This window comes from Paenibacillus barengoltzii G22, assembly GCF_000403375.2.
Taxonomy (GTDB): Bacteria; Bacillota; Bacilli; order Paenibacillales; family Paenibacillaceae; genus Fontibacillus; species Fontibacillus barengoltzii.
In genome coordinates, this window is record NZ_KE159655.1 from 327,545 (window position 1) to 352,543 (window position 24,999).

Annotated in this window: 22 protein-coding genes; 4 read left to right on the top strand and 18 right to left on the bottom strand. The window is 53.1% G+C overall.

Features of this window, described 5'->3' with window-relative positions:
* The first annotated feature begins 468 nt into the window (after nt 1-468).
* Nucleotides 469-1,074, top strand: coding sequence for an ANTAR domain-containing response regulator (locus C812_RS19260; protein WP_016314315.1), 606 nt, complete (start codon nt 469-471; stop codon nt 1,072-1,074).
* Between the two features lie 30 nt (nt 1,075-1,104).
* Nucleotides 1,105-2,184: an anthranilate phosphoribosyltransferase gene (locus tag C812_RS19265; RefSeq protein ID WP_016314316.1), complete on the top strand. Its 1,080-nt coding sequence runs from the start codon at nt 1,105-1,107 to the stop codon at nt 2,182-2,184.
* A gap of 100 nt (nt 2,185-2,284) precedes the next feature.
* Here the strand turns inward: C812_RS19265 and C812_RS19270 are convergent, their stop codons facing one another.
* The 16 genes from C812_RS19270 to C812_RS19345 all read right to left on the bottom strand — a co-directional run bounded on the left by C812_RS19270 (nt 2,285) and on the right by C812_RS19345 (nt 20,533).
* Complete coding sequence (locus C812_RS19270; RefSeq protein ID WP_016314317.1) at nt 2,285-3,268, bottom strand: aldo/keto reductase; 984 nt, start codon at nt 3,266-3,268, stop codon at nt 2,285-2,287.
* Nucleotides 3,269-3,429: 161 nt separating this feature from the next.
* On the bottom strand, nt 3,430-4,452 hold the full coding sequence (locus C812_RS19275; protein WP_016314318.1) for an endo-1,4-beta-xylanase: 1,023 nt from the start codon (nt 4,450-4,452) through the stop codon (nt 3,430-3,432).
* Between the two features lie 63 nt (nt 4,453-4,515).
* On the bottom strand, nt 4,516-5,475 hold the full coding sequence (locus C812_RS19280; protein ID WP_009223576.1) for a carbohydrate ABC transporter permease: 960 nt from the start codon (nt 5,473-5,475) through the stop codon (nt 4,516-4,518).
* A 2-nt stretch (nt 5,476-5,477) separates the two neighbouring features.
* The gene (locus C812_RS19285; protein WP_009223575.1) at nt 5,478-6,443 is read right to left on the bottom strand and encodes an ABC transporter permease; all 966 of its coding nucleotides are present in this window, start codon (nt 6,441-6,443) and stop codon (nt 5,478-5,480) included.
* 80 nt (nt 6,444-6,523) lie between these two features.
* Complete coding sequence (locus C812_RS19290) at nt 6,524-8,224, bottom strand: type 2 periplasmic-binding domain-containing protein (protein ID WP_016314319.1); 1,701 nt, start codon at nt 8,222-8,224, stop codon at nt 6,524-6,526.
* Between the two features lie 130 nt (nt 8,225-8,354).
* Nucleotides 8,355-9,899: a response regulator gene (locus C812_RS19295; RefSeq protein ID WP_016314320.1), complete on the bottom strand. Its 1,545-nt coding sequence runs from the start codon at nt 9,897-9,899 to the stop codon at nt 8,355-8,357.
* Nucleotides 9,900-9,916: 17 nt separating this feature from the next.
* Complete coding sequence (locus C812_RS19300) at nt 9,917-11,713, bottom strand: sensor histidine kinase (RefSeq protein WP_009223572.1); 1,797 nt, start codon at nt 11,711-11,713, stop codon at nt 9,917-9,919.
* Nucleotides 11,714-11,731: 18 nt separating this feature from the next.
* Nucleotides 11,732-13,306: a response regulator transcription factor gene (locus C812_RS19305; RefSeq protein ID WP_016314321.1), complete on the bottom strand. Its 1,575-nt coding sequence runs from the start codon at nt 13,304-13,306 to the stop codon at nt 11,732-11,734.
* A 180-nt stretch (nt 13,307-13,486) separates the two neighbouring features.
* Nucleotides 13,487-14,122 carry an alpha/beta hydrolase gene (locus tag C812_RS19310; protein WP_016314322.1) on the bottom strand — a complete coding sequence of 212 codons (636 nt, stop codon included), beginning with the start codon at nt 14,120-14,122 and terminating at the stop codon, nt 13,487-13,489.
* Nucleotides 14,119-15,072: a ring-cleaving dioxygenase gene (locus C812_RS19315; protein WP_016314323.1), complete on the bottom strand. Its 954-nt coding sequence runs from the start codon at nt 15,070-15,072 to the stop codon at nt 14,119-14,121. The genes C812_RS19310 and C812_RS19315 overlap by 4 nt, the downstream gene beginning before the upstream one ends.
* Nucleotides 15,073-15,108: 36 nt before the next feature.
* Nucleotides 15,109-15,747, bottom strand: a complete 639-nt coding sequence (locus C812_RS19320) for a nitroreductase family protein (RefSeq protein ID WP_016314324.1) — start codon at nt 15,745-15,747, stop codon at nt 15,109-15,111.
* 56 nt (nt 15,748-15,803) lie between these two features.
* Complete coding sequence (locus C812_RS19325; protein ID WP_016314325.1) at nt 15,804-16,202, bottom strand: DoxX family protein; 399 nt, start codon at nt 16,200-16,202, stop codon at nt 15,804-15,806.
* Nucleotides 16,203-16,417: 215 nt separating this feature from the next.
* A complete protein-coding gene (locus C812_RS19330) occupies nt 16,418-16,861 on the bottom strand; it encodes a MarR family winged helix-turn-helix transcriptional regulator (RefSeq protein WP_016314326.1) in 444 nt (147 codons plus the stop codon).
* A gap of 211 nt (nt 16,862-17,072) precedes the next feature.
* On the bottom strand, nt 17,073-17,462 hold the full coding sequence (locus C812_RS19335) for a heme-copper oxidase family protein (RefSeq protein WP_016314327.1): 390 nt from the start codon (nt 17,460-17,462) through the stop codon (nt 17,073-17,075).
* Nucleotides 17,463-17,543: 81 nt separating this feature from the next.
* The gene (locus C812_RS19340) at nt 17,544-19,868 is read right to left on the bottom strand and encodes an ATP-dependent DNA helicase (protein ID WP_036626012.1); all 2,325 of its coding nucleotides are present in this window, start codon (nt 19,866-19,868) and stop codon (nt 17,544-17,546) included.
* A 110-nt stretch (nt 19,869-19,978) separates the two neighbouring features.
* The gene (locus C812_RS19345) at nt 19,979-20,533 is read right to left on the bottom strand and encodes a GNAT family N-acetyltransferase (RefSeq protein WP_016314329.1); all 555 of its coding nucleotides are present in this window, start codon (nt 20,531-20,533) and stop codon (nt 19,979-19,981) included.
* Between the two features lie 165 nt (nt 20,534-20,698).
* On the opposite strand from C812_RS19345, the gene pdxR reads away from it, so the two are divergent.
* Nucleotides 20,699-22,213, top strand: a complete 1,515-nt coding sequence (pdxR, locus tag C812_RS19350) for a MocR-like pyridoxine biosynthesis transcription factor PdxR (protein WP_244268365.1) — start codon at nt 20,699-20,701, stop codon at nt 22,211-22,213.
* Here the strand turns inward: pdxR and C812_RS19355 are convergent.
* Both C812_RS19355 and C812_RS19360 read right to left on the bottom strand, forming a co-directional pair.
* Nucleotides 22,207-23,697, bottom strand: coding sequence for an FAD-dependent oxidoreductase (locus C812_RS19355; protein ID WP_016314331.1), 1,491 nt, complete (start codon nt 23,695-23,697; stop codon nt 22,207-22,209). The genes pdxR and C812_RS19355 overlap by 7 nt on opposite strands.
* A gap of 98 nt (nt 23,698-23,795) precedes the next feature.
* A complete protein-coding gene (locus tag C812_RS19360) occupies nt 23,796-24,488 on the bottom strand; it encodes a copper homeostasis protein CutC (RefSeq protein ID WP_016314332.1) in 693 nt (230 codons plus the stop codon).
* 100 nt (nt 24,489-24,588) lie between these two features.
* Here C812_RS19360 and C812_RS22980 point away from each other — a divergent pair, with 100 nt between their 5' ends.
* Nucleotides 24,589-24,714 (top strand): hypothetical protein, encoded by a 126-nt coding sequence (locus C812_RS22980; protein WP_279626235.1) that lies wholly within the window; start codon nt 24,589-24,591, stop codon nt 24,712-24,714.
* Nucleotides 24,715-24,999 lie beyond the last annotated feature (285 nt).

Consider the following 24,999-nt stretch of genomic DNA (forward strand, 5'->3'; position numbering starts at 1 on the left):
AATTACCAAGAAAACACAAAAAGCCTGCTTCGCCCCTAGAGACACGCAGCTACACCACGTGATTTCTACGGATTGCGAAGACAGGCTCCATTGCCGCTTCTAGCGGGCACCCCATTGTACCCGGCATGATTACGATCGAATTTTTGAATAAACAAATTTGAATCAAGTGTAAGTTGACATTAACTATAAAGGAGGTTGGAGGCTATGTCAATATACATTACATAAAATTGTGTGATTTAAAATTTATATGTCAGTTTTCATTACGTTTATATTGATTTTTCAGAAAAAAGGCGAGAAAATACATTTATCCTTTAAAATTTGAAATATGATGTGAGGTTTTCTTTCCTCGCTGCAATTTCGCAGTTGCAGTTGTTGAAGTTATCTTGTATCTCAATCCTTTATGACTTTAAAGCTAAACACCGCTTGGATTATGAAACAGATCGTTATGGATAGGAGGGATCCCTCTCGATGCGCTTCTTATTGGTCATTCGCGAAGCCGGTTTACCCGGGACTGCCCCGACAGATCCCCTGAAGTCTTTGCCCTTGGCTGATCCCGAAACCTTCCTCAAAACGAGCGGGTATCAAGTCTTCGCCTCTTGTCAGGAGCCGCAAATTCGCAAGCGGATCAAGGAGGTTGACGCTGCGGTGCTGGATACGCCGCTGGAGGGGATGCAGCGCTGGGGCAACACGCTGCTCAAGTGGAAGCCGCTCCCGCTCCTCTGGTGGTGTAGCCCCGAGACGGCAAGCTCCTCACTGGAGGCATGTGAGACGGAGGTCCCCGTTGACGGCCTGCTCTCCCCGTCCATGACGGCATCGGAGCTGCATTGGGCGCTGCATTTCAGCGCTAGGCATTTTTTTGAGAGGCAAACCTGGCAGAATGAACGGGCGCAATTGGTCTCCCGGCTGGAGGAACGGAAGTGGATCGACATGGCCAAGAGTATCTTGTGCGACGTGAACAAAGTGTCCGAAGCCGAGGCTTACGACATGCTGCGCAAGCGGGCGATGAATGAACGGAAACGGATGGTGGATGTGGCGACTTCGGTCGTCAAAGCCCATCAGCAATTAAAATTTTGAACCGATCTTACAAACAAAGGAGGGCTCCCGATGACGATGACAGAAATCCTGAAGGAAGTAGGACGAGGCAAAAGAGGCGCCCGCGACTTGACCTATGAGGAAGCAACCGAAGCCGCCGAATTGATGATCAGCGGCCAAGCGACTCCGGCGCAGATTGGTGCCTTCTTTATGGCACAGCGGATCAAGCTGGAGAGCGTGGCGGAACTGAAAGCATTTGTGACCGTCTTTCGCAAACATGCCCATCGCTCGCCGATACCTCAGGGACTCGACTGTGCCGGACCTTATGACGGCCGCACCACCTCCTTTATGGCGACGTTTGCCACCTCCTTTCTGCTGGCTGCAGGAGGTTTACCCGTCACGCTGCACGGCACCCCATCGCTCCCGCCCAAGTGGGGCGTGACCCTGACCGATCTGCTTGACGAGTTGGGCGTGGACAGCCGCTTGATGGAGTGGGCGCCGGCAGCCCGCCCGGCAGACTTCTCCGGCGTCCGGTTCGTGCCGTCTGAGGTCTGGTGCCCGCCGCTGGAGAAGCTTCGTCCGATCCGCGAAGAGCTGGGTCTGCGGACGATCTTGAATACGATCGAGAAGCTGCTGGACTTCAGCGATTCGCCTTATTTGGTGTATGGTGTATACCATAATACTGTGTTCGACCGGATGGCCCAGCTCATCGAGCAGCTGGATTACCGGAAAGCGTTGATCGTCCAAGGGGCACAAGGCTCAGAGGACCTGTTTATCGATCGGCCGACCCGCACCTATGTGGTGGGCAACGGTGAAGCGAAGCTGAACATTATCGATCCGGAAACGTACGGGCTGGACACCCCGCTGCCCGAAGAAGACGATACCGCCTGGAACGCAGCCAAACAACTGCACGTTACCGAACAGGTGCTGCAAGGGCAAGCGCACCCGGCTTACGTAAACCAGGTGCTGCTGAACGGAGCGGTTCGCCTGGAGCTCGCCGGGCGCGTCGATTCGATCGAAGAGGGCATTTACACCTGCAAGGCCCTTCTGGACGACGGCAGTCCATGGGCGACTTACTGCAGTTGGCGCGACACGCTGCGCTTGGAGCAATCGGCCGCCGCAGAACGCGCAAAAGCCCCCCATCAAGCCTGATTTCAAGGCGAATGATGGGAGGCTTTCTCGAATCATTCACCTTATTCCCGGGAATCACGCCAATTTGATGGCCACGCTCGGTGAATAAGGTGATTTCGCTTTAATACGCCCCGCGGATATGCTGCGCAACTTCGTTTTGGTAGAAGTTGGCCAGCCGCTCTAACTCTTCCTTGCTGAAGGAAGGCACGTCGATTGCGCCGAGGTTGTCCTCGACCTGACGCACGTTGCGGAAGCCCGGGATCACGCAGGAAACTTCCGGCTGGTCTAGAATCCAGCGCATCGCCGCGCGGGCCATGTCCCCGCGTCCTTCGGCGATCCAGCGGAGCTGGGCCGCCAGCTCAACACCTTTAACGAACGGCAAGCCGGCAAACGTCTCACCGACGTTGAACTGCTCGCCGTTCGCGTTAAAGTTGCGGTGATCGTCGGCCGCAAATGTCGTGTCCGGCGTGAATTTACCGGTCAACAGGCCGCTGGCCAACGGAAGCCGCACAAGGATGCCTACACCGGCTTCGTGTGCCTTCGGCAGCAGCTCTGCGAGCGGCTTCTGGCGGAACAGGTTCAGGATGACCTGCAGCGCCTTAACTCCCGGCACTCCTAGGCAGAACAGCCCTTCCTCCACCGTCTCTACGCTTACGCCGTAGTGGCGGATTTTCCCCTCTTGTTGCAGCTTGTCCAACACCTCAAAGACCCGGCCGTCCTTCAACACAGCCAACGGCGGGCAGTGGATCTGATACAGGTCGATACGCTCGCGCTCTAACCGTTTGAGGCTGGCTTCGCAATAAGCCCGTACCCGCGCTTCGGAATACGTCTCCAGGTCATGAATATCGCCGGCCCGGCAAAATTTGGTCGCGATATAGATTTCGTCTTCCTTCCCCTTGGTCGCTTTGGCGAGCAATTGTTCCGCATGTCCGTCACCATAGACATCCGCCGTATCAAAGAAGTTAACGCCTTCTCCAATCGCTTTATCCAATCCCTTTAGGGCTTCATCATCATTCGTGTTGCCCCAGCTTCCGCCGATGGCCCAAGTGCCGAAGCTCACTTCGCTGACTTGAAGACCCGTGTTTCCAAGCTCCCGATATTTCATCGAATTTCCCTCCTAAGGTTCGATAGGTCCAGATTCTGAACAGGTTCTGTATACTTCAAAAGAGGCCCTTCCAACCAGAAGGGCCTCTCTCATTTTACACCGAAAACGCTAGCAGAATAAAGCGTTTTCCTTATATCGTTGCTTTCCCTGTATGCGTACCGTTATGCTCGTTGCTCCGCAGCCAATGTCGCCACACGGTGATAAGCTGCCTTCGGCTGGTGCTGGGCGTCGAACAGAAACGGCCAGTTCTTCCGGCCGCGCACCGGAAAATTGTCCAGCCAGGTATAATCATCCGCTGCTCCCCAGAAGGTAACGCCGCTAATGACGTCACGATACTCCAGCAACAGCCGGAACACGGCTTCATAACGCTCGGCCTGTTGCTCCAGCATCGCCGGCTCTGGCGCGGTCAAATCGGTTCGCCGGTCATCGAAGCGGAACATCGAGATATCCAGCTCCGTCAGCTGCAGCTGCAAACCCAGCGAAGCATACTTCTCAATCGCTGCCTTAATCTCATCCAACGATGGATCGTACAGGTTCCAGTGCGCTTGTAATCCGATGCCATGGATCGGCACCCCTTGCTCCAGCAGCGAACGAACGAGTGTGTAAATTTTATCGCGTTTCAGAGGATTCGATTCGTTGTAGTCGTTATAAAACAACAGCGCCTGTGGATCCGCCTCATGTGCATACTCGAACGCTTTAGCGATAAATTCAGGTCCCGCGATTTCCGTCCATTTGGAAGTGCGCAGCAGCGCCTCCCCTTCGTCCGCGATGACCTCGTTGACGACGTCCCAGGCGTAGATCTCGTTCTTGTACCGGCCTACTATGGTATGAATATGCTCCCGAAGCCTGCCGAGCAGCACTTCCTTGCTAACCGCCGCGCCTTGGCGATCCTGGAACAACCAGTCAGACGTCTGATTATGCCACACCAGTGTATGCCCCCGCATGGCCATGCCGTGCTCTCGGGCGAAATTAACCAGCCGATCCGCGTCCTCGAAGGTATAGGTCTGTTCCTTAGGATGCACGCTGACGAACTTCATCTCGTTCTCCGCAGTCAGGCTGTTGAAGTGATACGCCAGCAATGCCTTCTGCCTCCGGATCGTCGTCGGATTGACCGCCGCTCCAATTTTGAAGTCCGCCGCAAACAGTTCCTTTAATGCCGGTACGGAATGGAACGTTGGATTCATGAAGATTCCTCCTCTGCCACGCTTGGGAAAATACTCGTACGAACGGTTCACGAAATAAAACAACTATTCTTTAACGCTCCCGACATTCAGGCCAACCACGAAATATTTCTGCATGAAAGGATATACGAGCAGAATTGGAACGGATGCCACCACGGTAACCGCGGCCCGAATCGATAACGGTGTAACCATGGAAGCCGCCGTATCCTGGGTCATGCCCGCCCCGTTAGCCACCGCCGGATTGCTGTTGGCATTCATGCTGGAAGAGAGCAATTTCATCAACTCATATTGCATTGTGCTGAGCTCTTGTCTCGAAGACGTGTACAGGAACGCATCAAACCAGGAGTTCCACGCGCCGACAGCCACAAACAACGCAATCGTCGCTAATACCGGTTTGCACAGCGGGAAGATGATGGTCCAGAAGATTTTGAAGTCTCCTGCCCCGTCAATTCTCGCCGACTCCACCAAGCTTTCGGGAATGGTGCCGATATACGTCCGGATAACAATCAGGTTAAATGCGCTGATCATCGTAGGAACGACATAAACCCAAAACGTGTTGATCAGATGTAAATCCTTCATCAGGAAGTACCCGGGAATCAACCCCGCATTAAAATACATCGTAAGCACGAAAATCAACGTAATTGGCTTGCGGAACACGTATTCCCTTCGGCTCAATGTATAGGCGAGCATCGTTGTCAGGAAGATGTTCAGAATCGTAGATAACACCGTTCTCGCCACCGAGATCAGGAAAGCATCGTAAATCGTGCCGGAAACAAAAATCGCCTTATAGTTCTGCAGCGTAAATTGTCTCGGCCACAGGTAGAGTCCTCCGCGAATCGTATCATTCCCCGCGTTAAGCGATACCACAATCGTGTTCAGAAACGGATACAGCGTCACGACGACGAGAAAGATCATGAAGATCGTATTCAGCGTATGGAAAATCACCGGCTCCACCTTGCCGCGTCCGACCCGACGTGGCAAAGCAGCTGCAGATACTCGCTCTGGGGTAATGGATTGGTTTGCCATCTCTATAACAGCCTCTCTTCCCCTAGTCGTTTGGCGGTCCAGTTTGCAAGGAGCAGCATGGTTACGCTAACGACCGTTTTGAAGATCCCGCCGGCGGTTGCCAGGGAGTAGTTGCCTTGGGCAATCCCGTATTTCAGCACGAAGATATCAATCGTCTCTGCCCAGTCCACCACCAGACCGTTCCCGAGCAGGTATTGCACCTCGAAGCCGGCTTCCAGGATATGTCCGATGGACATAATCAGCAGAATGACAATCGTTGGCTTAATGCCGGGAAGCGTGACATGCAACATCTTCCGGTATCGGCTGGCTCCGTCGATATCCGCAGCTTCGTATAATGACGGGTCAATCGCCGCCATCGCCGCCAAATAAATGATCGTGTTCCAGCCAACCTCTTTCCAGACATGAGAGGCACCAACGACGCCCCAGAAATACTTGCCTTCACTAAGCCATAGAATCGGCTCCTTGATCAGATGCAGCCGCATCAGAACATCGTTGATAATGCCATCGGAAGCAAGTGAAGTCGCAACAATCCCTGTGACGATGATCCAGGATAGAAAGTGCGGAAGATACGAGATCGTTTGAACCGTTCTTTTCCAGAAAATGTTCTTGATTTCATTCAGCAGCAAGGCCAGAGCGATTGCGGTGACAAAGCCCAGCACCAGGTTGATGATACTCATCCCCAACGTATTGCGCAGCACCCGAAGGAAGCTGTCGTCCGTAAACAGGAACTTGAACTGCTTGAACCCGACCCATTCCTGCTGACCAAAGCTTCTTGCCGGCTTGTAATTTTGAAACGCCATCGTCCAGCCCCACACCGGGACATAAGCAAACAATATAATATAAGCCAATAACGGAACCGACATGAAGATCAACTGCCGTTGACTCTTGATCAGGGACCAGGTTATTTGCTGTTGTTTTCGTCTTTTCGCTTTCGGGACGGCGTGTTTGTCCATTAAGGTCTCATCCATATTTTGTTCTCCCCACAAAGCCTAAGATTTCGAAGAATGGAAGGCTTAGATGCCTTCCATTCTTCGATTGAATCCCTGGATTATTTCACGGACCAGTTGTCAATTCTCCATTGCAACACTTCGTTAATGCGGTCTTCGTAAGCTTTAATGTTGAGCTTGCGGATTTCTCCCACGTATTCATCCCATACCTTATCGAAATCAGCCGGGTCGGCCAAAATCGCTCTAGGCAGATACTTCGTAGACAAATCATTCTGCTTGGTGTTCACTACCTTGGCTTCCGAACCTTCCACTAAGTCAACCGACCATGCCGGATAAGAAACTTCGTTTTCCGGTGCTGGTGTAAAGAAGTCAACATAGCTGTTATATCCATAAGCGGCCAAGAATTTTTTATCGTACTCTTCCAGCCCTGCTTGGTATTCTTCAGGTTGGGCTGCCGCATCGGTAGCATTCCCATCGCTGAAATACCCTTCCATTTTCGGACTGAATTTGTGCAACGTATCCGCTTTGTTCGCCAGTTTCCAAGTCGCATCCGTAAACTTGTCGCGTTGCTCTTGGGTTTTCATGAAGCGGCCTTCTTCGGTAACAATGTAGTCTTCGCCTTCAATCCCCCAAGACATGATTTTTTGCCAATCTTCCTGGATCAGGCGATCCCAGAATTTAAGAATTTTGATCGCCTTATCTTCCCCAGCATTTACGCTGATCCCAAAGCCATTGTTCAGGTTCAGTGCCGGGCGATCCAGATAATGGTCTGTAATGCTTGTATCGTAAACCAGCGGCAAACCGACATAGGTTCTTTCATGCTTCTTCGCCGTAATTAACACATTCTCGGCATCTTGGAAGTTCCAGTGCTGGTCAAAAAATCCGAGCACCGTACCGCTGGAAATTTTCGCTTGATACTGGTCATAGTTTTGTGTAAATGTCTCTTTATCGATCAGACCTAAGGCATTCATTTCATTCAGCTTCTTGTAGTACCGTTTGGCATAATCCTTGTCGGCGAAAATCTCCGCTTTGCCGTCCTTCACGACAACGCCGCCGTCATTCGGGTGTCCGATCAGATGCTGCGGCGCATTAAACAGTCCCCAGTTTCTCCAGTCATAGTTCAGAATTTCGAAACCAATCGTTGGGCTGCCATCGATCGTTGGGTGTTTCTCCTTGTACTTGATGAGCAGATCAAAATATTCATCAAGCGTTTTGACTTGAGGATATCCCGCTTCCTCCAGCACAGCCTTTTGGATCCAGAAAGCCGGACCCGAATACCAAGTTGTGCTGACTTCTCCGTTATATGCCCCGTAGTTTGGCAGGATGTAAATATGACCGTCATTCGGGTCCTTCATCATGTTCCAATATTTCTCATAGTGCTTCTTCAAATTCGGTGCATGTTCTTCAATCAGATCTTCCAAAGGGATATAAGCACCTGCTGCCGTCAACTTCGTATTGCCGGTCATAATATCGGGATAATCAGAGCCTGCGATCATAACGCCAAGCTTCTGGTCAATGTCCCCGGCAAGAAATTCAAATTTGAATGTGACGCCCAGCTCATCTTTAATCTTCTTGTAAATCTTGTTGTCCGGCGTCGGCTGTTGGCCGGCTTCGCCGATAAACGCGGTGATTTCAAGCGGTTCGACTTTATCTCCGGCATTGTTCCCTGTAGTCCCCGTATTGCCGGTGTTGGTTTCGGCTGTGGTAGTTTTGTTACCGCCGCCACATCCCGCTAGGATGACGCTGAGCGATAAGAGCAGGATAACGCTGAGCCGGAGCATTGATTTGGTCTTGCCCCCCATGTAAAGCACCTCCGTAATGATTTGTTGATGTTTAAGCTATTTTGTAAGCCCTTTCATCAACTTATCTTTAATTCTAAGAGCGCTACCCCGCCACAACTAGTTCACAATTAAAGGTTCCATCTTCAAAATTTCAGTTCCTGTTTCTGTACTCATTAGGCGACATTTGTAATCTTTTTTCAAATTGCTTCAGGAATTGGCCATAGTTCGCGTACCCCACTCGCTCGGCAATCTCCCCGTTATTTAAGCTTCCGTCCCGGAGCAGCCCAACGGCTTCTTCAATGCGAAAGTTATGGATCATTTCGTTAAAAGAAACGCCGTTCTTCTTCTGGAGTAATTGGCCCAAATAAACCGGATGAAGGTAAAACACCTCCGCTAACTTTTTAATCGTCAAAGGCTCACGGTAATGCTCCCGGATATAGGCGTTGATGTCTTGAATGACTCCCTGGGACCGTTGGGCTTTGTCCATCAGAAGCCCATCGATGCACTCTATCCCTAACGCTTGGATCCGGTCCATTAATTCCCGCAGGGTTGGCACCGCCGAAACTGTACCGGGAATGTCGTATTTGCTTTGCAGTTCCACCGCCTTGCCCGGGAGTTCCTCCAGGTGTTCCATCATGAGATAAAACAAATGAATCCCAAATTTACGCACGATGTCCGGCGTAAGGTAAAGTTCCCGGAACCTACGCTCCGCCTCGGACAGCCCTTCCTCCAAGCCCGCTTTGTCCAGCAGTTGAATCGCCCCTATAATGCGATCCACCAGCTCGGTTTGATCGTACCTGCGGTGGAACTTCAGCGCAGCCACGTTACGATACTCCATAATCCCGGCAGGGCCTTCCGCATAAAACTGATGCTGCATCGCTGTCTGAGCCTGTCTGAACGCAGCTGGAATCTCTTGCAGGCTTGTCACGCCCTGCCCCGCCGATGCGACGACTCCAAGACTGCGGCATAATCTCTCCAGTTCGCTGATCCATTTAGCGCCGTCCGGCCCATCCTCGCCGGGATGAAATCCGTACACCAGGGCCAGAAGGCCCTCATCCAAGCCGCTATAGTCCAGATCGATGAGATACATGGCTTCCCTCTCCCCGACATAGGCGGCAACTTGCTCCCGGGTCTCGGCAAAGCAGCTGTCTCTTGGCTGAATGAGACACACATTCCACGCCTTCCGCAGGCTCGAAAGCGCAGCGATCCGCCCCGCATCCCGAGGGAGCCCCGGCGAGGGATGGAGCCATCCCTTAAGCAGACCCACTGTCTCCTCATAGGAAGCGATCCGGCTGATGCGTTGACGCTCCTGCTCCTCCACCAGCTCCTGATAGATCGCCCCGAGCTCTTCGGCGGCGATCTCCTCGTCAATCGGCTTCAGCAAATACCGGGTGACACCAAAGCGGAGCGCTTTTTGTGCATATTGAAATTCACTGTATCCGCTTATGATCGCAAAGCTGACCTGTCGGGTATTCTGCTTCTGCCACGCCTCGATCATTTCCAGTCCATCCATTCCCGGCATCCGCACATCGGTAACAACTAGGTCCGGCTGCAGCTGGCCGATCTTCTCCAGCGCCTCCGCGCCGTTGCTGCTAGTCCCGCATATCTCAAAGCCCAGCTCCGGCCAGTTGATCCACAGCTGCATCCCCTCCAATGCTGCCGGCTCGTCATCCACCAATAACACCTTGAATCTCATGGCTCTTTCCCCCCTGATTATCCTCCCTGGTGTTGAAGCCGTTTGACCGGAATTTCGATACACACTTTTGTCCCTTGTCCCGGCTTGCTGTCGATGTTAAAGCGAACCTGATCGTTGTAGTACAACTCGAATCGGCGATACACATTGCGAATGCCAATGCTGTTCCCGGACGTGTTCTCGCTCCGTACGGTTAGCAGCATTTCCCGCAGCTGCTCCGGTTTGATGCCTTTGCCGTTATCCGAAATGACGATGCGAAGCCGTCCGTCTTCCACGCGGGCTTTAACGGTAACGAGCCCATTGCCCTGCACCGCTTGAATTCCGTGCTTGCAGGCGTTCTCGACCAGCGGCTGGATGCTCATCTTCGGAATCGTATAATGCAGCGCTGCCTCCTCAATGTCGAAGACGTACTCGAATTTATCCCGGAAGCGGAATTTTTCGATTTTCAAATACATGTCGATAAACCGAATCTCCTCTTCCAGCGTAACGAGGTCCTCCTTCCAGCGGAGCAACCGGCGCAGCAGCTTGGACAAGTTCTTAATGATGTCCGTAACGTCGGAGTAGTTCTTTTTCGTACAGACCACTAATATCGCGTTCAGCGTATTAAACAGAAAATGCGGGTTCATCTGGCTCTGCAAGAAGTTCAGCTCTGCCCGCACGCGCTCGGCTTCAAGGCTCTTCTGCTGGATTTCCAGCTTGTAGACGTTGTTGATCAACGCGTTGATGCGAGCGGTCATCATGTTAAAGTTGCGGATCAGACCGCCGATTTCATCGCGTCCTTCATCGATGTTAATCAAATCGAATTTCTCATTAGTAACCTTCTGCATATGGCGCGAGAGCCGCTTCACCCGGTAATGATAGGAGCGGAGCATGACGAAAATGAAGATCGACGTGAATAAGGTGATTGCCGCAACCAACATCCCAACGAACAAGCGCATATCGAACATCGCCTTGGACAACCGGGTGCCCTGCGGGATCCCGATCAGCCGCCAGCCTTTCACGTATTTGGCATTCCCGATGACTACGGACTCCACCCCCTTCTCCCGATCCTCGGCAGACAATTCAAGCTTGGGATAACCCACACTTGTATCCTGCCGATAGCCGCTGTCCGCCGACACGATGATTTCATCGTTCCCGTTGACCAGATACAAATCCAGGTAGTCCCGCTCCCGGACGATCACGTCGTAAATTTTGCTGAGATCAATATCGATCCGCAGCAGCTTGTCGAAGGTGTTATAGGAATCGTAGTAGTCCATTTTCTCAATCACGCTGAAATAAGGCTCGGTATTCGCTCGGTTCGTAGCTTGAGATGCGCGGTACGCTGCGACAACCACCGGGTCCGACGAACTGCTCCAGATCCGGTACCATTCGCTACCCTTCACCTCATCATTGATCATATGATAATTGCCCCCGGGGACGATCGTCGGATTGGTGGTGTATATCCCGATTCGCAGAATCTGATTATTGACCGGAATGTAGCTGGTCACCCGATTGCGCAGCTGCTCATCAAACGTTTCGTAAAAATCGACCGGGCCCGAGTAGATTCGGTCCATCTTTTCATACAGCGTCTTATCGGTGTTCAGGGCATGACTAACCGCTACCCCGCCGTCGATAAAATCGAGAATATCCTTACGGGCACGCTCCATGGAAATCTCCAGGTTCTGCTTCTCGCGCTCTTTAATAAAGTCAGTCATCCGCCCCATGAACACCAGGTTAATAACCAGGATCGGCAGTAGAACGCCAATCAGGTAGATCAGCATAAATTTCGTCTTCAGCGGAATATCGTTCACTCTTCCCCGGAATCTCCATCTTCCCATGCTCGCACCACCTCGGGCTTATTCGGCCAATCTGGGCCCCTTTACTTTCTGGGGACCGTCATGTTGAAACTCGGATTTATAGACTGAGGGCAGCATACCAATCGACTGTTTGAATTTGCTGATAAAATAGTCCGTATTCGGATAACCCACCTGCAGCGCAATATCGGAAATTTTCATCGAGGTGCGTTTCAGCAGTCGTTTGGCTTCCTCCAGCCGTTTCTCGTTGAGATAGTCGTTAAAGGTTTTGCCTGTTTCTTTTTTGAACACCTGTCCTAAATAGGTCGGGTTCATATGAAACTGCTTGGCAAGGGTTTGCAGCTTCAGCTTGCTGCGAAACTCCTCATCCACGTACTGAATGACCTGAAAAATCGTGTTATTCTCGTTCTTCCGGCGCAATCCGGCTAGCAGCAGCGAGGCTTCCCGGCACAGCTTTAGGAGATACGGCTTCAACGCGGCGTAATCGCTGATCCCGTTCGATTCTCCTTCGTTCCCCTGCACACGAACCATAAAAGCGTCGGCATCGCCGCCGGCCTTCTTGATCCTGCGGCATAACGTGAGCTCCACATTAGCTGCGAAAGCTCGTAGGGTCTCCAGACCAATCTGGCTGCTGGCAAGGGCGCCAAACACTTCCTCTACCACTGCTCCCGTTGATCCGGGATCCCCTTGAAGCACGGCGGCCAACAGCAGCTCAACCTTGCCCTTCAACACATCCTCCGAACTGTAAGGCTGCGGAAGATGGCATAGCATGAAGAAGCCAGTTTTCCCCTTCTCGCGCTTTGCTTTGACGGTCTCCAGCGTTTGCAGGTACAGCTCCCGGATGGAGCGGATGCCTTTCCCGACACGGCTGACGGCAATCACTGCCGGCGACCCTATCTCCGATAGTTCACTGCTGATCGCCAGTCCCATCTCTTCGATCCGCGGCTGCGGCATTTCATCCGTCCGCAGGATCATTCCAAACCGGCCTGAGCCGTCCATGAAGGAACGATCCGCATCCGCGGGTTTCGAGAAATAACTGAGTACGCGTTGCTTTAGAGGTTGCGGATCCATCCCGGCGTCGAACAGCATACATTGCAGCTCCGGCTCACCCCCGAGCTGAAGCGCGACGGCCGCCTCCTGCTCCAGCTGGAGACCATCTTCCCCCTGAATCAATCGGTTCAGGAGGTTATTTTTAAACAACGTCTGCTTCCGTAACTTGGACTGCTCCAGTTCCCGTTCCTCGGCAATCATGAGACCGAGACGGTCCAGAATGGCTCCGAACTCGTCTTCGTCAATCGGTTTCAGTAAATACTCCGCCACCCGTTGCCGCATCGCCGTAAGGGCGTAGTTAAAGTCGTCGTAACCGCTTAAAATCACGAATTTGGGGGGCCTTGCGAACAGCCGTTTACTCCGTTCAATCAGTTCCAAGCCGCTGATGACAGGCATATGAATATCCGTAACGACCAGTTCAGGTCGCAGTTCCTGCATTTTCGCTAAAGCTTCCGGACCGTCCAGCGCTTCACCGCAGACTTGAAAGCCGTGCTCTTCCCAATTCACCATGGTTCGCAGACCCTCCAGCACCCAGGGCTCATCATCAACTAGAAGCACTTGCAGCATGACTGCCATCCCTCCCCTTTTGCGAAACTTCATCCATGTATAAATCAACCATTATCCCCCATGTAAGCGTACACATTTTTATGCTAGCACAAAATCTTTCATTTGTGGGACTTAATTTATCCAACAAACAAAGGCAGTTCAGAGCAATGTGCTCCGAACTGCCTTTGTTGATTGTTGGGATTATTGATTTAGAAGATGATCTCGAAACCACGCTGCCGCTGCCTGAACCTCGGTTTCGGTTAACTGATGCCCGTAAGGCTCCCAATGCACATGCACTTGGGCCCCGGCACCTCGGAGCACCCCCGCCAACTCCTCGGTTTCCTCCGGTTTGCACATCACGTCGTTCCGCCCCGCCCCGATAAAGACAGGGATTCCTGTCATCTCCGGCAACGGCACGCCCCGCCGAGGCACCATCGGATGGTGCAGAATCGCCCCGCTGAGTGCAGCCTCATAATGGAACAGGAGGCTTGCAGCAATATTGGCTCCGTTGGAATACCCCACGGCCACGAGGCGGCTCCGGTCGAAGCCATATTGCGCCGCCGCCTCGTCCAGGAATTCGTGCAGCTCCTTCGTGCGCAGCACCAGATCCTCCTCGTCAAATACGCCCATTGCCAGCCGCCGGAAGAAGCGCGGCATCCCGTTCTCCAACACGTTCCCACGGACACTAAGCACGGCGGAAGTCGGGGAGATGATCTCTGCCAGCGGCAACAGGTCCCGCTCCGTACCGCCGGTTCCGTGAAGCAATAGCAATGGAGGTGCCGCCGATTCACCGCTAGTCGTCGTTATCCCCGGCTTGTAAATATGTTTTAGCTTCATCCCTGCAGGTCCTCCTTCAGCACCCGGACTTCAAACGGGGTGAGGTTTTGTTCAATGGCTTCTCGATGCGGTTCATACCAAGCGGGAAGCATCAACCGTTCCCCTAAATGCTCCGGCGACTCATCATTGGCGAACCCCGGCGGATTTGTAGCGATTTCGAACAAGATGCCGCCCTCCTCCCGGAAATACAGCGCGTGAAAATATTGCCGGTCCACAATGGGCGTCGGATGATAGCCGTGCTCGGCAACCCGAACTCTCCAGGCTTCATGTTCCGCAAAGTCCCGGGCTCTCCAGGCGATGTGATGCACCGTCCCGGCTCCGCCCGACCCGTAATCCAACGGCTTGATGTTGACGTCGATCACGTCGCCAAGGTCACCCTCGGCTTTGAAGCGGGTATATTGGCCCTCTGTTCCAAGCTTCTGCAAGCCCAATACGGTTTCGAGCAACGCAGCCGTTTTCTCTGGGGCCATGCTGTAGAGCACCGCACCGCCAAAGCCTTTGATCGCCCGATCGGCCGGAACGCCGCCAAACGACCACATGTTAAGCGGACCCGCAGCCCGTTCCACCAGCTCTAGCTGGAGTCCGTCCGTGTCACGGAAATGCAGATAGGTTTCGCCGAATCGGCGAGTCTCGGTCGTGGAGATGCCAAATTTGCCCAGGCGTTCCCGCCAGAAGTCCATCGCGCCAACCGGGATGGCGAAGGTGGTGATTCCAACCTGGCCGCCGCCAACCCGGCCGCGCCGAGCCCCGGGCGTCGGGAAGAAGGTCATAATCGTTCCCGGATTCCCGTCCTCATCGCCGAAGTACAAATGGTACACCTCCGGGGCATCGAAGTTGATCGTTTTTTTGACTAATCGGAGCCCCAGCACTCCTGCGTAAAAATCGACATTCGCCTGCGGGTCGGTTGCAAATGCGGTGATATGGTGAATCCCTGAAGTTGGATGTACCATGTGTAACTCCTCCTTAAATTTGGACTGTGGACAAGCTCAAAAACGGTTAATGCTGACGAACTCGCCAACCGGCTTACGATAACCGCGCGGGCGGAAGCTCGAGCTGTCTTCTTTGCCGATCGCAATCAGCATCACCGGGATGTAATTGTCCGGCACATTCAACAAGCGGCGCAACGCATCAGGATCAAACCCGATCATCGGGCAGGTATCCCAGCCGCGGTCCTTCGCGACGAGCATCATCTGCATGGCCGACAGGCTGCCGCTGCGAATCGCCTCTTCCCGCATAAACGCTTCGCCCCGGCTCTCATAGAACCCGATCGTATCCGACACAAGAAAGTCATACTCCTGCTTGCTGAGAAAGCCTAAATTCAGCAGGCCTTCGTTCATCTCGCCGACATCCTTGTGGGCATCCACTTTCCCGAGTACTAGAATCACCGCGGAAGCGGTCCGAATTTTATATTGCTTTGCCGCAGCCTCATACACTTGCTCCTTCAAATCAGGGTCCTTCACTACTACATAATGGGTATGCTGCAAGTTAAACGCCGAAGGAGCGAATTTCGTAAGATTAAAGATTTCTTCCAGTTCCTTGTCTTGGATTTCCACGCCCGGGATAAATTTATTCACTGATCGGCGGGTTTTGATAATCGTAGTAAAATCATGCTCATTCGAACTCATCCCTAACTTCCTCCTAAATAAAACCCTAAGTTACGTTTGCGATCTCATTTGACGGCTCATAGCAGAGCATCGAGGGAGTAATCTCCGGCACCGGACAACATCAAGCCAACCAAAACGGCAATCAGCAGCAAATTGTATTCAAAGCCGCCTGATGTCGACCAGTACCCGTTCTTCCCATGAACGGAAACGATGGCCACGATCATCGTAAGAATCAGCAGTGCCGCGCCCACGTGCGTAAACAAGCCAGTTGCCACCAGCAAGCCGCCGCCAAACTCAGCGAGACCTGCTAACACAGCCATCAGCACCCCAGGCTTCATCCCGATGGATTCAAACCAACCGCCGGTTCCTCTAGGCCCGTGACCACCAAACCAACCAAACAGTTTTTGCGCGCCATGCCCCATCATCGTTAATCCCAACACCAAACGAATAATTAATAATGCCAATTCCAGATTCATGTTATATAACTCCTTGCTTTTTATTTTTTTTGAGTGCGTACCTTCACGCACGAATCGCATACCTCTAAGCATTAAGAATCTTTATATTAAGATATTTGGCCTGAAAAGACGTCCTTTGACGCCCTTTCCCGCCGCCTATCGGATCTTTGTCATGAAATCAATTCCTTTGCTAGCGATGATTCTAGGTCCTCCGGCTGCCCCTTGCCCCCTTGCCGCTACTTAAAGCCAGCCTGCGCCGATTTCCCAAGCTTCTTCAGCAGCATTCCCGCGATCTGCTTCTCTTCCGATGAAAGACCGCTGACGGCCTCCTCGATGATATCGGTAATCCGCGGGAATACCTCTTCGATGAACTCGCATCCCTGCTCGGTGAGTTCTGCGTAAACTAACCGCCGGTCTTCCGCGCAATCCTGACGGGTGACGTACCCCTTCTTCTCCAGCTTATCCACGACATACGTAATGTTGCCGCTGCTCATCAACACTTTAGAGCCAATTTGCTGAATCGGCTGTCTGCCTCTATGGTACAGCAAGTCTAATACGCTAAACTCAGTCCGGGTTAATCCGTATTTCCGAATCTCCTTATCTGCATGCGCATGTACCCACTCGTTGGCTCGGGACAAGACGATAAACAAATGCAACGCCTCACGCTTTGATGGATCCATCTATGAGTTCACCTCCCTGCCGTGATCTAACTATGACAACTATTGTATAAGGTAACCTCAAGCTTCTTCAACAATTCTTAATTTGAGATATCTTGATATTAAGATATATGATATCGAGATAACTGTCAACCCATTTATGCAAAAAAATAACCCCCGCAAATCTTTCGGGGGGCTAATGAAGGACAGATGCGCCTTTTTTCGCTTGCGAATGCTACTTTCTGCCGCGCGCCGACGCGCTGGTTCGCACGTTCGTCAGCACGTTAACCGCAAACAAGATCACGCTGAATACGACCAGTGTTCCGCCGATCGCAACCAAAGGCTCCAGCTGATCGGAACCATTCAGCACCAGAGATAAGCTGATCATCATGACCGGAAGTCCGATGGAGTACGTCCAAAACTGGATTTTGCTCAGCACGCTTTCCCCTGCTCCTGGAAACAACACATAAATGACACCAGCCAACGCGAAGGACGCCCACCCCAGCAAATTCACGTGAGCATGAACGCCCGATAAAGTATAGTCATGCTGCATGGACATGTACATGCCTAGCAATACACCGATGACAAAATAAACGACCGACACCTTAATATACGTGATCCCCAAACCGTCGCCTCCCCCAACTGGAACAAGTGATCCTTACATGTTCAAAATATGTCACAATTAAGGGGAATATTCGGACGTTGACTAATGCCATTCCTCCGGCAACAGCCGGGCGTAATGCGGTTGAAGATATCGGTCGTCGATCAGGGCCAATCGGCCATAATCCGTCTCCGAGCGAATCAGGCGCCCGCCGGCCTGCAGCACCTTATTTATGCCGGGATACACATAAGCATAATCGAAGCCATCTCGTCCGGTCGCCTGAAAGTAGTCGCGGATCAAGTTGCGTGCCGGACCGATTTGCGGCAAGCCAACGCCGACAATCGCCACGCCTGTCAACCGGTCGCCGACTAGATCGATGCCCTCCGAGAACAATCCGCCCATGACGGCAAACGCGATAAAGGTCCGACCTGGTTCAGGGTTCGGGACAAACGCAGCCAAAAACTGCTCCCGCTCCTCCTCCTTCATCCCCGCCTGCTGAAGCAACAGCTCCGTCCCATCCTCCTTGGCAGCGGCAAAGTCCTCATAGATCATGTTCATATAAGCGTAAGAAGGGAAGAAAAACAAATAATTCCCCGGCCGTCCGCGGGTTACCTCCTGCAGCGCACGAACAAGCGGGCCTCGCGTCTGTTCCCGGTCCTGATATCTGGTGGACAGCGGCACCACAACCACTTCCAGCTGATCCCGAGAAAAGGGGGACGGCAGCGTGATCGAATAATCGTCCGGCCCGGCGCCCAACATGTCGCGGTAATACCCCATCGGTGATAAGGTCGCTGAAAAAAAGATCCGCGAGCGAAACCCTTTGCTCATTTCCTGCAGTAAATGAGAAGGATCCAGACAAAACAGCTTCACCCGCACGTCCTCCCTGGTGATCTCGGCATAGGTGACGAACCGTTCATCGTACAGCTTACCCATTCGGCTGAAATGCAAAGCGTCAAAATAAGCCTGAAGCAACAACTCCCGCGTCTCGGCCTCTGGACTGCCTGGAGCATATGCTTGTCCGGCGGCGGAGGGATCGATTGCCAACTCCCGTTCGGCCGCCTCGGCAAAAGCCTCCACCCGCTGCAGCAGCACCTCTGGCGCGGTCCGATCCCCCCAAAACGATCCTTCTGCCTGCTTCCGCAGTGCGATGAACTCCGCGTTCACTGCCTTCGCCGCCTTCGCAACAGAGGGATTCTTCGCTTTATAGGTTCGTTGCAGCTCTAGGAAGCTGGATTTCAGCAGCTCGGCCGAATACATCTCCCGGCCCCGGTCGACCAAATTATGCGCCTCGTCGATCAGCAACGCAGTTTCTTTCTTCTGTTCGGCGAACATGCGCTGTAAGGACACTTTGGGATCAAACACATAATTGTAATCACAGATCGTCACATCGGCGGCATAGGAGAGGTCCAGCGAAAATTCAAACGGGCACACCCGGTGCTTCCGGGCGTATGCCTCAATGACCGGTCGGGCTAGCTGGGTCTCGTTCGCCAGAATATCCTGAATCGCCCCATTGATCCGATCGTAATAGCCGTCGGCATAGATACAGTCTTCCTTGGTACAGCGGACTTCTTCACGGAAGCAGATCTTCTCCTTCGCGGTCAGTGTAACCACCCAAGCTTGCAGCCCCTGGGCTTCCATCAGCGCAAAGGCACTCTCTGCCGCAGTACGGGTAATCGTCTTGGCGGTAAGGTAATACAGCTGATTCAACTTGCCTTCCCCCATCGCCTTCAGCGCCGGAAACGTGGTGGAGATCGTCTTGCCAATGCCGGTTGGCGCCTGGGCAAACAAACCGACAGCTTCCTCGATCGTCTTGTATACCGCGCCCGCCAGCTTCCGTTGCCCGGCCCGGTATCCCGGAAACGGAAACGCCAGCTCTGCGATGCTCCGGTTCCGCTCGCGCCGATGATTGCGAAGCAGCCGGGCATACGGGGCATATTGCTGAACGACGTCATACATAAATGTCTCCAGCTCGTCGATCCTGGCGCGCGTCCGAAACTGCTTCCGCTCTCCCGTATCCAGCTGGACATACGTCAGCTGAATCCCCATCTCGCTCAGTCCGTTGGCTTTGGCGTACATGTAGGCATAGCATTTCGCCTGGGCCCAATGCACGGGATAGGTGTCCTCGTCGATGGCCGCCAGATCCCCGGCTGTCGATTTGATCTCGTCCACGGTTAAGCTTCCATTCTCACCGACCAGCAGCCCATCGCAACGCCCATCCACGACAAAGAGGAGATCCCCGCAGGGAATCTCCGCCTTGACATACACTTCCTTCTGATCTCCTTCGCCGTACTGCTTCTGTATCTGTTGATGCGCCTTCGTGCCTTCCGTCAGCGAAACGGCGGCGCGAAATCCGCCTTCCAAGCTGCCGCTGCGGAATACATGCTCCACCAGAGGGCGCACCGCGATCGTAATTGTGGACTCTTTTGCCATAAATCTATGTGTCACCCGCCGATATCCCTAGAGAACATTTGTTCCACTAGTATATCACGAACTGACGAGGATCGCTATGCAAAGCGGTTTGCCCAAGACTCTGACAAGAGCTATTGACGTACGTGCAACGCCCGGAACTCGTCCTCCAGAATGCTCATCAGAATCGAATCATGGTACTTGTGATCGTAGAACAACGCTTCTCGCTGCACACCCTCTCGCTTGAACCCCAGCTTCTCATAGACGTGCATCGCCCGGGCATTGTAGTCGAACACATTCAGCTCAATCCGGTGAAGATTCAGTACGCCAAAGCCGTAATCCAGCATCAGCTTCATGGCTTCGCTGCCGTAACCCTTCCCGGTATCCGACGTCTGGTTAATCGCAATGCGAATGTTGCAGCAGCGGTTGCTCGGATCGATATCCTGCAGCGCAATGTCCCCGATAGGCCGGTCATCGTCCCGTCGTACAATCGCCAGCAGTACGGTGAAATCGTCCTGACTTTTCCGCTCCAGATAGGAGGCGATAAAATCCTTCGTGAAGTGACGTTTCGTCCCCGTCCATTTTCTCACTTCCGGCTCATGCAAATTCAAATAATACCACTCCGCATCCTCCACGTTCATCGGGCGGAGATATACTTTTTCACCCATTAGAAAACCCGCGTTACTCATCGTTACGTTCCCCTTTTTCATCTCTTGGCTTATTCTCTCTTACTGCACATGTTCATCTTGCTGCGTTGTTCTTTTCGCATCTTAACACGGTACTGTATACTGAAAAATATACAAATCGAGAAAAAATCAAAGGACAGTTTGCCATCGAAGGAAGGGGATCCACGAGTGTATATCATACCGCACCAAAATGACGGACAAACTGGGAAGGCCGGGCGTTCCTACCGGTACGTCGAAATTTATGAGTCGTTCAAACGGGACATCATCGCCGGTTCGCTTCAAGAAGAGCAACGTTTGCCTTCGATCCGCAAGCTGGCGGAGTTCCTCGGCATCAGCACTACGCCCGTCGAGCTGGCCTACCAGCAGTTGATCGCCGAAGGGTTTATCGAGAGTCGGCCGAAACGGGGATACTTCGTTGTCAAACTGCCGGAGCCCTATAAGGCACTTGAGCTGGGACACGAGAAGCCGGAAGGCCGGGACCGGGTGTCGTCGAAGTCCGCTGCAGCTGCTGCTATGCCTCAAACGAAGCCTGCACCAAACGAGAAGAAGGCGGGATTCCCACGATACGATTTTCACCTGTCTAAGAACGATTTCAGCTTGTTTCCTTTTGCCCTATGGAAAAGACTACATAACCAGCTCTTACGCCCGGAATATGCAGACCTGCTGTTCTACGGAGACGCTCAGGGGGACCCGGGATTACGACGTGCCATCGCCGGATATTTAGGCCGGTTCCGCGGGGTGAAAGCCTCACCGGACCAGATCGTTATTGGGGCGGAACAACATCTGCTGCTTCTGCTGCTAGGGCAAATGCTGAAGGGGGAGATCGATTCCATTGCCGTCGAGGAGCCCGGATACCGGATCGTTCCCGCTACGCTGGCCGCCCTGGACTTCACGGTCCATCCGATCCGCCTTGACGAGCACGGGCTGCGCCCCGATTTGTTGCGGGCCAGTGGAGCCCGGATCGCCAGCGTGTCTCCGTCCCACCAGTTTCCGACTGGTCTCGTCATGCCATTATCCCGCCGACTGGAGCTGCTGGAATGGGCTAAGGCGGTGGACGGCTACCTGATCGAAGACGATTACGGAGGCGAGTTCCGCTATCAAGGCAAACCGGTGCCGGCGTTGCAAGGACTGGTCCCCAACGACCGCGTCATCTATCTCGGCGGCTTCTCCCAGGTGTTAGCCCCGGATATCTGCATCCATTATCTCGTGTTGCCCGAGCATCTGGTGCCCCGGTTCCACGCCTTGCGGCGGCATATTCTGTTTGAAGCGTCTGCGTCGGGGATACATCAGCGAACGCTGGAGCGGTTTATTCAGGAAGGACACTTCGAACGGCATATCCGGCGAATGCGGAATCTATATCGCAAAAAAAATCGGCAGCTCGTCGCCTCCCTCACATCACATTTCGGGAAACAAGCTGCCGTTACCGGTGATAGCGCCGGGATGCATGTGATTCTAAACGTCAAATCCCGCCTGCCGGAAGCACAGCTGCTGCAGCTGGCTGGACAAGCCGGCGTACGGATCGCCTCTGCCGCCTTCTATTGGGAGGCACCGCCGGAAACGGAGCTCAAATCGTTTATGCTCGGATTCGGCGGCATCCCGTTCGATCGGATCGATGAAGGCGTGGCTCGACTCCAGGAGGCCTGGTCGACCTGGCTTCAGGAACTTCCGCATACAGATCATTGATCGACCCGGATGTTGTAATCCTTCTTCAAATATTGGTGGATTCGGCGGAAATCCGCCGCGGTCAGCTCGCTTAACCGCTTGTGCCCCTTCTTCCATTCCCGCGCGAGCAGGATGCCCATGGTTTCCGCGGCCAAAGCAGTGGTGGGGATGATACGGGCGCTGCCGTAGGCTTTGATTTCCGCACCAATATTTTTACCAGCTACCAGGACGTTGTCGTAGTTCTTCAGCTCAAAGGAACGCAGAGGAATCCCGTAGCGGTCCGGCTTGCCGAAACCAATCCCCTTCTTCAACGCGCGAGTTGCCTGTAAATCGACGGGATATCCTCCAAGCGTCACGTTATCCCAGAACATCCGGCTCGACATCACGTCTTTATAGGTCAGCACGTATTCCGTTTCATAACGGTTATAGTCGCGAATGTACAAATAATCGGGATATCCATTGAGCTGCGCTTTGCTGAACCCGGGAATATGTTCACGTAAAAATTTGGCGATATACGGGGCTTCGGCCTTGCCCTTAGCCACGGCAGAGCGGACCGATTTCGGATCGGCCGGATCGACATCGTAAATCAGCAAGCCATTAACGATCACTTCACCGTCTTTCTGATAGGTGGCATTTAATCCTCTCAGTAGTAGCTGGGAGTCCCGCGGCTTATACTGGTAGGTTATGTTGCTGAAGCCAGTGGCGAAATCCCAATCAACATATGTATTGGGGCCGTATTTCTTGACGACATTCGTCAGCGGATAATCCTCTAGCACCGCTTGATGCAGCTTGCCCCAGTTAACTCCCTTGAACCGAAGCATATAGGTAGCGGCCATATAATCCGGCTTCTTGCCGTTGTACAAGCTTTCCATCCCCGGGATTCGTTTGTTGCCAAGATGGACGGTGAGTGCGTTAAAGTCGGTATTTTCCACAAAGTATCCCGCCTGTACTTGATACAATTTGCCGTCTTTGGCCAGGTAGGTGATTGATTTCAGCGTCTTCCCTTGATTTGATTTGCCGGTTCCATTAATCTCCACGCTGTCAATGACGATGCCGCTTCGCATCGGAATCCCTCGGATCATCTTACGGTAATAGTTTTCAAAAGCAGACAATTTACGAATTGTCCCGGCATTGTAGCCGTCGTACAAGGATTTCATTTCGCCTTGCACCAAGCTGCGCTTACGATTGTCGTTGGGTTCGTCCAGCACCAGCATCTGTCCTTGGATCAGCTCCCCGCCCGGCTTCTCGCGAGGATCGAGGATCAGTACGCTTAGCCCGGCATCATGCGCCCGCTTTGCCAAGAGCACCCCTTCAATTTCACTGCCAATCATAACAATGTCATAACGTTGACAACCCGGACCGCAGGATACGGGGGATGCGGTTGAAGCGGACGCTGCGATCACCGGAGTTGAAGCGCCCACCGTTTCGAGCAGCAGCAGTATGCACAGGAGTGCCAATGCACAACGTTTTGTTAAAGTTTGTTGGTTATTGGGATAAATATGCATAAATTCAGGATCGCTCCTCTATATGGGATTTAATGACATGTTATCTCCCGAAGAGGTGTCGTATCCAGTAAATTTTTGTTATATTATGCTGTTATCTGTTATTTTATGCCATGTAACAAACGAGATAAGCTCTGCAGCTTGGAGGGATCAAGGGGAGCCAGTCCGTTCCCGTTGATTCGAACCGCAGAGCCGCAGTGTACTTCGCTCACGCCTGTGTCGGCAATGACTTGGGAGACCGTCTCCAGGGTTAAGCCGTGTCCAGCTAAAATGCGCAACGAGCTGCCGCGTGCCATCTCCACCAGCTCCCGAATCTCGGAAACCGCCTGCGGCGCCGGGCGCGGTCCGCCCGAGGTCAGCACCCGGTTCACCTGCGGGTACTGCATGAGTGTGCGCAAACCGGACGGCAGATCGGCCAACTCGTCAAACGCCCGGTGAAACGTAACGTTCAGCTCCCCCGACAACTTTAAGATCCGCTCCAGCGCCCCCTCATCAATTTGCCGATCGGCGGTCAGCGCGCCAAAGACGATCCCCGCCGCCCCCGTTTCGGCGATCGCTCGCACTTCGGCTTCCATCGTCAATAAATCGGCTTCCCCATATACAAAAGATCGGCTATGCGGGCGCACCATCACATGAACGGGAATAGACACCGCCTTCACCACTTGTTGAACCATGCCAATCCCAGGGGTGAGTCCCCCTTCCGTCATCGCTGTAATCAGCTCCAGCCGGTCCGCTCCATTTGCCTCCGCCACGACGGCGTCCTCTACACAGGTTGCGATAACCTCTAGCAGCATCAGATAACCTCCTTCACCTCGAGGATAACAATTGTACCCCTATGTTAGCGGGTCTCGGTCAAAATAACAAACCATTCGCCGAGCCCGCGGCTTAAGCGGCTTGTTCGCCGAGGCGCTGGACCTGGATGAACGTTTCGTACGACTCCCTCTGTCGAGAGAGGTGCTCCAGAGCGGGCCGCATGCGGTAGCGAGCTTGCTGGAGGGCGTGATCCGAAGACATCTCTAGTGGAGGATGTGCGAGGCGGCCACCCGCTTGTCGCAAGCGTGTTGCACCGCCTTGACACGAAACACATTCACGAAATGCAAAAGTACAGTTCATTTGCACCAAAACCGATCATATTTGAGGCTTCAAATGTAAAAATGCAGTTCATGAGCCGGCAATCGGCTGGATTCTACTCTAATCATTCCTTTTCAACTGTACTTTCCCTAAGGCCCCCTAAATAAACTGGAGTCCTCCCCTACAAGGATTTACAATGGAAATAAGGGAGAGGATTCAGTTATGGGAAAAGCC

Excerpts from the sequence above, each read along its gene's own strand:
- C812_RS19325 (WP_016314325.1), bottom strand. The coding sequence starts at position 16,202 with ATGAATCTGGAATTGGCATTATTAATTATTCGTTTGGTGTTGGGATTA.
- C812_RS19320 (WP_016314324.1), bottom strand. The coding sequence starts at position 15,747 with ATGAGTTCGAATGAGCATGATTTTACTACGATTATCAAAACCCGCCGA.
- C812_RS19310 (WP_016314322.1), bottom strand. The coding sequence starts at position 14,122 with ATGAAGCTAAAACATATTTACAAGCCGGGGATAACGACGACTAGCGGT.
- C812_RS19305 (WP_016314321.1), bottom strand. The coding sequence starts at position 13,306 with ATGCTGCAAGTGCTTCTAGTTGATGATGAGCCCTGGGTGCTGGAGGGT.
- C812_RS19265 (WP_016314316.1), top strand. The coding sequence starts at position 1,105 with ATGACGATGACAGAAATCCTGAAGGAAGTAGGACGAGGCAAAAGAGGC.
- C812_RS19270 (WP_016314317.1), bottom strand. The coding sequence starts at position 3,268 with ATGAAATATCGGGAGCTTGGAAACACGGGTCTTCAAGTCAGCGAAGTG.
- C812_RS19295 (WP_016314320.1), bottom strand. The coding sequence starts at position 9,899 with ATGAGATTCAAGGTGTTATTGGTGGATGACGAGCCGGCAGCATTGGAG.
- C812_RS19355 (WP_016314331.1), bottom strand. The coding sequence starts at position 23,697 with ATGCATATTTATCCCAATAACCAACAAACTTTAACAAAACGTTGTGCA.
- C812_RS19300 (WP_009223572.1), bottom strand. The coding sequence starts at position 11,713 with ATGGGAAGATGGAGATTCCGGGGAAGAGTGAACGATATTCCGCTGAAG.
- C812_RS19285 (WP_009223575.1), bottom strand. The coding sequence starts at position 6,443 with ATGGATGAGACCTTAATGGACAAACACGCCGTCCCGAAAGCGAAAAGA.
- C812_RS19360 (WP_016314332.1), bottom strand. The coding sequence starts at position 24,488 with ATGCTGCTAGAGGTTATCGCAACCTGTGTAGAGGACGCCGTCGTGGCG.
- C812_RS19260 (WP_016314315.1), top strand. The coding sequence starts at position 469 with ATGCGCTTCTTATTGGTCATTCGCGAAGCCGGTTTACCCGGGACTGCC.
- C812_RS19290 (WP_016314319.1), bottom strand. The coding sequence starts at position 8,224 with ATGGGGGGCAAGACCAAATCAATGCTCCGGCTCAGCGTTATCCTGCTC.
- C812_RS19345 (WP_016314329.1), bottom strand. The coding sequence starts at position 20,533 with ATGAGTAACGCGGGTTTTCTAATGGGTGAAAAAGTATATCTCCGCCCG.
- C812_RS19330 (WP_016314326.1), bottom strand. The coding sequence starts at position 16,861 with ATGGATCCATCAAAGCGTGAGGCGTTGCATTTGTTTATCGTCTTGTCC.
- C812_RS19315 (WP_016314323.1), bottom strand. The coding sequence starts at position 15,072 with ATGGTACATCCAACTTCAGGGATTCACCATATCACCGCATTTGCAACC.
- C812_RS19275 (WP_016314318.1), bottom strand. The coding sequence starts at position 4,452 with ATGAATCCAACGTTCCATTCCGTACCGGCATTAAAGGAACTGTTTGCG.
- C812_RS19280 (WP_009223576.1), bottom strand. The coding sequence starts at position 5,475 with ATGGCAAACCAATCCATTACCCCAGAGCGAGTATCTGCAGCTGCTTTG.
- C812_RS19340 (WP_036626012.1), bottom strand. The coding sequence starts at position 19,868 with ATGGCAAAAGAGTCCACAATTACGATCGCGGTGCGCCCTCTGGTGGAG.